Origin of the sequence: Vibrio sp. V43_P6S15P86 (genome assembly GCF_009904725.1) — a bacterium.
GTDB classification, from domain to species: Bacteria; Pseudomonadota; Gammaproteobacteria; order Enterobacterales; family Vibrionaceae; genus Vibrio; species Vibrio diabolicus.
The window spans coordinates 1-5,901 of the sequence record NZ_WXWT01000424.1 but is presented as its reverse complement, the minus strand read 5'-3'; the positions used below and the strand labels follow the sequence as shown (position 1 = coordinate 5,901).

Below are 5,901 nucleotides of genomic sequence, written 5' to 3'. Positions count from 1 at the left end.
CTTTATTTCTTAATTATGACAATTTAGTCATTTTACAAGCACTGTTGCTTCAACCAATTGGTGAGTTTGATGATTTCCGCCAGCTTGGCTCGGCTCTTTTTATGAATAAAGTAAAAGCTGTCCCCCGTCTCTAATCCATGAGAAGGGATATACACCAAATCATGCGCTTTATCTCTTTCATTGAGCATAAAATCATTCGCAAATGCGATGCCTTGGTCATAACGTGCAGCCTCAATTGCCAGCAACATATGACTAAAATGTTGAACATCGACATCTTTCGGCAAAGTGTAACCACCCGCTCTGCACCACTCTGCCCAGTCTTTTCCTCTCTCACGATAAATAGAGTCTGTCGACAAAATAGGATATCGCCAAAGCGCTTCTGGGATGGGTTGATCTTGTAACTCTTTCCAAATTTTATGGCTGCATACCGGATACAGCGTTTCCGCGTATAACTTCACCGACATATAGTTGCGCTTTGGCTTCTCTACCGTGATAAAGCAATCACCAACGCTATCTGTCTGCTCAGGATCACCAACAACCATATTGAGTGTCAGATCGATTTCCGGATGTAACCGCTTAAAATCAGACAAACGCGGAATAAGCCACTTTACGGCAAGCGAGCTATAAATCGCTAAACGTATGCTGCCTTTGTCCCCTTCTCTCACCTTTTGGCTGGCCATCGCAATAGAGCTAATTGCCGGGCTAATATCCTCTAAATAACGAGCACCAGTATCCGATAAAGAGAGCTTTCTGCCTTGACGAATAAATAATGACTCGCCCAAATAATCTTCCAATAATCTTATCTGATGACTAATGGCACTTTGCGTCACATTGAGCTCTTCAGCCGCAAGCGAAAAGCTAGAGTTTCGAGCGACAGATTCAAAACAGTGAACCGCTCTGAGTGGTGGCAATTTCATTATCTAAAAATCTCATACTTAAACCAATAAATATCACTTCACTTCATCCTATGACATCACCTACTCTTTGGCAAAGAAAGAGGAGAGGAAATAAGTGAAAGTTACATCGGTCGGCGCAGCTATGCTGCTATTAATTGTTGGGAATCTCATTGCGGTGCTTTCGGACTCTTTAATTAAAAGTGTCGGAAATGAAGTGCCTATTTTTCAGTTTGTCTTTTTCCGACAAATTTCCGCAGTGCTTTTCCTACTGCCTGTCTGCTTGCTGACAAAAAAGACTCACTTTCTTGAAGGATTTAAATGGCATGCTGTCCGCGCTCACGTGTGGTTGCTTGGTGCTATATTTATGGTTTTGGCGATTTCATCTTTACCGCTCGCAACTGCGAACGCAATCTTCTACGCCGCGCCATTAATCATGCTGCCGCTTGCCGCGATATTTTTTGGCGAACAGCTGTCTAAACAATCGGTCGCGGCTGCGATCATGGGCTTTGCTGGAGTGTTGGTCATCATTCGTCCAGATCAAGTCGACTGGGCAGCGATTTCGGCTTTAGTTGTGGCTATTACCCTGGCAATCAATAACTTGCTCATTCGAAAACTGCCAAAAAATCAATCTGTCATGCAAACGTTATTGATGACAAACTTGGCAGGTATTCCCGTGGCTTTCTTACTTGTTCTGATCGAAGCGGAACCTTGGGACTGGAGTGCTTTCCCTGTCGCTGCTGGCTCAAGTTTGTTCATCATGATTTATGCGGCAACATGTGTGATCGCTTACCGCTCGATTGATAGCAACAAAATTGCCAGCGCTGAATACAGTGGCTTAATTGGTGCCGTGTTTGTGGGATTAATCTGGTTTGGAGAAGTGCCAGACATATTCATGGCGATAGGAACAATAATGATTGTTGTGCCGCTGGTTTGGCTTTCTAAACGAGAACGTCGCAAGAAAAAGCTGCAAGCTCAACAAGAGCGAGAGCAACAAGAGGCGCACGTTACTTAAAATCGCGCTCTATCTCAAAATCTCAAAGACTAAAAAAACCGAGTCGTAAGTACTCGGTTTTTTTATGTGGCTCTAATCCATTCTGATGTAAGCGACCACATGAGATAAAAACTGCCTTGCAAAACGATCATTAAACCGGATGCGATATTCATGATCGGCTTCCGATACTAAACGCCAACCTTCAGCAAAGTACTCTTTGATATCATCGACCGCTTCTTCTTCATTTTTGATGTGTTTCGCGTTCCACTGATAAGTGCAAGAGACAACCATCAGCCCGCCAACCTTGGTGGCTTCTTTTAGAGCATTGATCACGCTAAGTGGCGACTCACATTGATCAATCACATTTAAACATACGACTAAATCAAAGCGAGATTGGAGAGTATCGAGCTCAAAAGGCTGATTAATTAGCGTCAAATCAACATGAGCACATTTCTGTACGATATCTCTATTCTCTACCTCTAAAGCGTTTAAGGTGTTCACATCGTGAAGATAAGTTAGCTCGACTCGTTGTTCTTCTATTAATAGTTGCTTCAAGCCATCCATCAACCTATTTGAAGGCTCAACCAGCGTCGCTTCTTTAAGGCTAGGTAAGCGTTGCACTAACTCATAATAGTTTCTTCCCAGGGCCGCCCCAACCTCAAGTAGGGAACACGGCTGAACGCCGCTCTCAAGTGCCGTCTTCGCAATAAAGTCAGCGACTTGGGAACAATGTGGTGATGACAAAAAAGAGAGTGGGACTTGTTTTGAGCGACTGGTTATCGTCTCAATCTGCTTATCTTCGATGAACTTGTCGAACCATTGCGCTTCGAAATAACCAGCTAAACCGCGATCGGTCAGGTAAAAATCTTCCATGTTTTTTCCGTTCGTACTTTTAGAAAAGTGATTGTATCTAACGCTGAAAATTAACTGGTAATTCTGGCTGCACATTCCCGCGGGAAAATAGATGAAAACACCGCTTATGTGAAAAAGCCCTTTCGTCTCAAAGATAAAAGGGCTTGTTAATTACTTCGGTTGAGGAGCTAGTTATTGCGGAAGAACAACTTTGCCATCTTGAATTGGGAACGTTTTTGTCGCTGGCTTGCTCGCTAAGCGAACCGTCGTTGGCGCACCTGAAACTTCATAAGTGACATCGTAACCCACTACTTTTTCAGATGTTGTGTATTCTGTGTGACACTGCTTTTTCGTCGTTGTCACTACATCGCCTTGTTGCACGTTCTCCTGAATCTTACGACCCGTTAATGCACCAGCAATCGTACCAGCTGCAGTTGCAATCACTTTACCTGAGCCGCCACCGATTTGGTTACCCAATGCCGCGCCAGCTGCTGCGCCGCCGACCGTACCAATTATTTTATTATCATCCGTAGGGGCAACTTGCTCCGTTACTACCACGTCTTTACATACTTGGTGTGGATTTTTCACAGTTTCAGTCACCGCTTCAACCAAAGTAATGTTTGCTTGGGTTGGAGCTGGTGGCGTTTTGTCTTTACAGCCTGCTAGTACAGCAACAACTGCCGTTGCAATTGCGATAGATTTCATATTCATGATTTACATCCCAGTATGGTTTGCTTTGATGAGCGGTATAGTAAATCGCAATTAGGAAATCACATCAGGCGAAAACAAACCCTCTGTCATTAACGAGTAAAGAAACACTGTTTTATAAAAGGTACGTCAAGAAACACTCAACAGAATGTCAACTGAGCTAAAACCGTATCATTACTGATTATGATTAGGCTTGATTAACCTATGAGGCTTATTTTTAAGCCAAGCTTAAAAACAGTTCGTCGTCGGTTAAATACTTATGACGGTGACTCAGGTTACGCACGTGCATAAACATAAAATCAGGAAAGCCAGGAGCAATAATGTTGTTTGGTTCCCAGCATACACCACCAACAAACACATATCGCCCTTGCTTGTCATCTTCGTGAAGGGGGTTATTAAGAGGAGAAGAAAACTCTGCGCGACAACCTTCAATCACACAAACAATTTGTCCTTTAAAAAGGCCGATCACGCGCTTAACAAGATTTGCCTTGATGCCACATTTCCATGCTTGACGAGTGGCCATCTCATAGCCATATTTTCGGATCGCTTTCTTTTGCAAATGTACTACTAGGTTCATTTTGACTCCTGATTCAAGCAATTACGCGAAGCCCAAAGTCATAAAAGCAGATAGACGTCTATACCCGAGTGACCTCATGGTACATGGGAATAAACTACGTGATTAGACTGAGTTTAGTGTCCGATGAAAATACACCTTCCACGATGCTGTAACGTATCGATTTACACCAATCATAGGCACATAGCACATCAAAAAAAAACAACCTCATTTTCGAGTGCTTTCCTACGCTGTATCTGGTTACTTCTGCGTATTACTATAACGAAATCACCCTCTACGTTTGTCTATATAAATTTGTCGTAACGATAGAGGGTGCTTATCAAGAAGGAGGGATAACGCCTACGCGTCGATGAGATAGTTTTGACCTTCAGTTTCTAGACGATCAATCAGTTTACGACACTCGTTTAAATCAAGAGGTTGCTCGAAGCGGCGCTTGAGGTTCATCAAAAAGAAGATATCTTCACACATGGCTTTCTCAGGTTCGTCACTGATTTTTGCGACTGGTGAACCATTGCACGTGACCATTTTGATCACGATAGAAAGTGGCTGGTAGGCTTCACCCTCTTTATTGACATAATCACCCATATCGTTCGCAAGAAAAGTACCGATACCAAAACTCACCTGAATACGTCCTTGGAAGTACTCGCAAATATCTAACGCTTGTTCGAAGTTAAGTCCGTCGGTAAACACCAGTGTTTTTGTTAATGGGTCTATATTAAGCGACTGGTAGTGTGCAATCATTTTTTCACCCCAGCTATAAGGGCAACCACTATCGTGACGTACACCGAAATACGCATTACTTAGCTCTTCATCAAAGTCTTTAAGGAAGGCATCAATACCAATCGTGTCGGTAAGTGCAATACCTAGTGCACCGTTAAACATTTTTTGCCAACGTTGCAAAGCCACTTTTTGCGAATCTCGCACATTCACCAGAGCTTGATGGCCCATAAACCATTCATGAGCAACGGTACCGATAGGCGTTAAATTCAGTTCTTTTGCTAAGTGGTAGTTGCTTGTTCCTGTCAAACATTCCGGCACTTCCTGGCACAAGAACTCCAGCATAGTGCGCTGAGCTTGAAAAGAGAAACGTCGACGCGTCGACATATCAGAAAACTTAAAGTTAGTGATGTTACGACGTTTTAGTTCGGATTTTAGGTACCGAACTTTTTCTTCTAAAACGGTGGTAAATTGCGCTACAGGGATATCTGACCAACGCTGACGGCTACGAACTTCAGACACGATACTCATGATGATCGTTTCGTACAAAATAGTATCTCGCCACAAACCATTGATAGTAATGCGTAACTGGCTTGAGCCATCAGCCATGGCTTTATTATGGAAAGAGACATCACTTTGCGGGTTAAACCGGAAATGGCGCAATGCATCAACAAAGTCAGAATTCAGGTAAGGCGCGACACGCTTAATATATTCGATTTCTTCTTGCGTAAATTGAATGTCTTGCAGTTTGAGAACTTCTGCTTTTACCTCTGGTAGCAGTTCAGAGAGATCTTCCTCGCTACGCACAATAAATTTGTATGACACCATCGCATCAGGGTAAAGCGCTGTTACTGCGCTCATCATATTGACTTTGTAGACATCAAAATCCAAAGCGCTTTGAATGATGCGGGAAGAAAATAGTTTGGTGGTCATTAGGTGCCCTTCTACACGCCCTTCCTGGGTATATAACTTTTTGTTACTAACTAATTTGCGTAAACAATAAACACCCATCTATAGTTTGTCAACTTTTGTTACTAACCACTCATTTTTATAAGGTTTTTCTGTCTAGAATTCGCACACAGATTGTGAATAAGTCAGATTCATTCGTAGATTTATACTCAAGGCGTACTATGAAGCACTACCGAAAACGTTTCGCACAACTC

Annotated in this window: 6 protein-coding genes; 1 reads left to right on the top strand and 5 read right to left on the bottom strand. The window is 42.8% G+C overall.

Annotated features, from left to right (window positions below; all coding sequences use genetic code 11):
• Positions 1-32 precede the first annotated feature (32 nt).
• Complete coding sequence (locus CAG69_RS19265; RefSeq protein ID WP_161445724.1) at positions 33-917, bottom strand: LysR family transcriptional regulator; 885 nt, start codon at positions 915-917, stop codon at positions 33-35.
• 94 nt (positions 918-1,011) lie between these two features.
• On the opposite strand from CAG69_RS19265, the gene CAG69_RS19260 reads away from it, so the two are divergent.
• Positions 1,012-1,908 (top strand): EamA family transporter, encoded by an 897-nt coding sequence (locus CAG69_RS19260; RefSeq protein WP_161445722.1) that lies wholly within the window; start codon positions 1,012-1,014, stop codon positions 1,906-1,908.
• A gap of 72 nt (positions 1,909-1,980) precedes the next feature.
• On the opposite strand, the gene CAG69_RS19255 is transcribed toward CAG69_RS19260, so the two are convergent.
• From CAG69_RS19255 to pncB, 4 genes are all read right to left on the bottom strand, one after another.
• A complete protein-coding gene (locus CAG69_RS19255) occupies positions 1,981-2,760 on the bottom strand; it encodes a class I SAM-dependent methyltransferase (protein WP_161445720.1) in 780 nt (259 codons plus the stop codon).
• A gap of 171 nt (positions 2,761-2,931) precedes the next feature.
• A complete protein-coding gene (locus CAG69_RS19250; RefSeq protein ID WP_005392659.1) occupies positions 2,932-3,450 on the bottom strand; it encodes a glycine zipper 2TM domain-containing protein in 519 nt (172 codons plus the stop codon).
• A gap of 214 nt (positions 3,451-3,664) precedes the next feature.
• Positions 3,665-4,024 (bottom strand): hypothetical protein, encoded by a 360-nt coding sequence (locus CAG69_RS19245; RefSeq protein WP_006741341.1) that lies wholly within the window; start codon positions 4,022-4,024, stop codon positions 3,665-3,667.
• 336 nt (positions 4,025-4,360) lie between these two features.
• Entirely contained in the window at positions 4,361-5,671 is a 1,311-nt protein-coding gene (pncB, locus tag CAG69_RS19240) for a nicotinate phosphoribosyltransferase (protein WP_161445718.1), read from the bottom strand.
• Between the last annotated feature and the right edge of the window lie 230 nt (positions 5,672-5,901).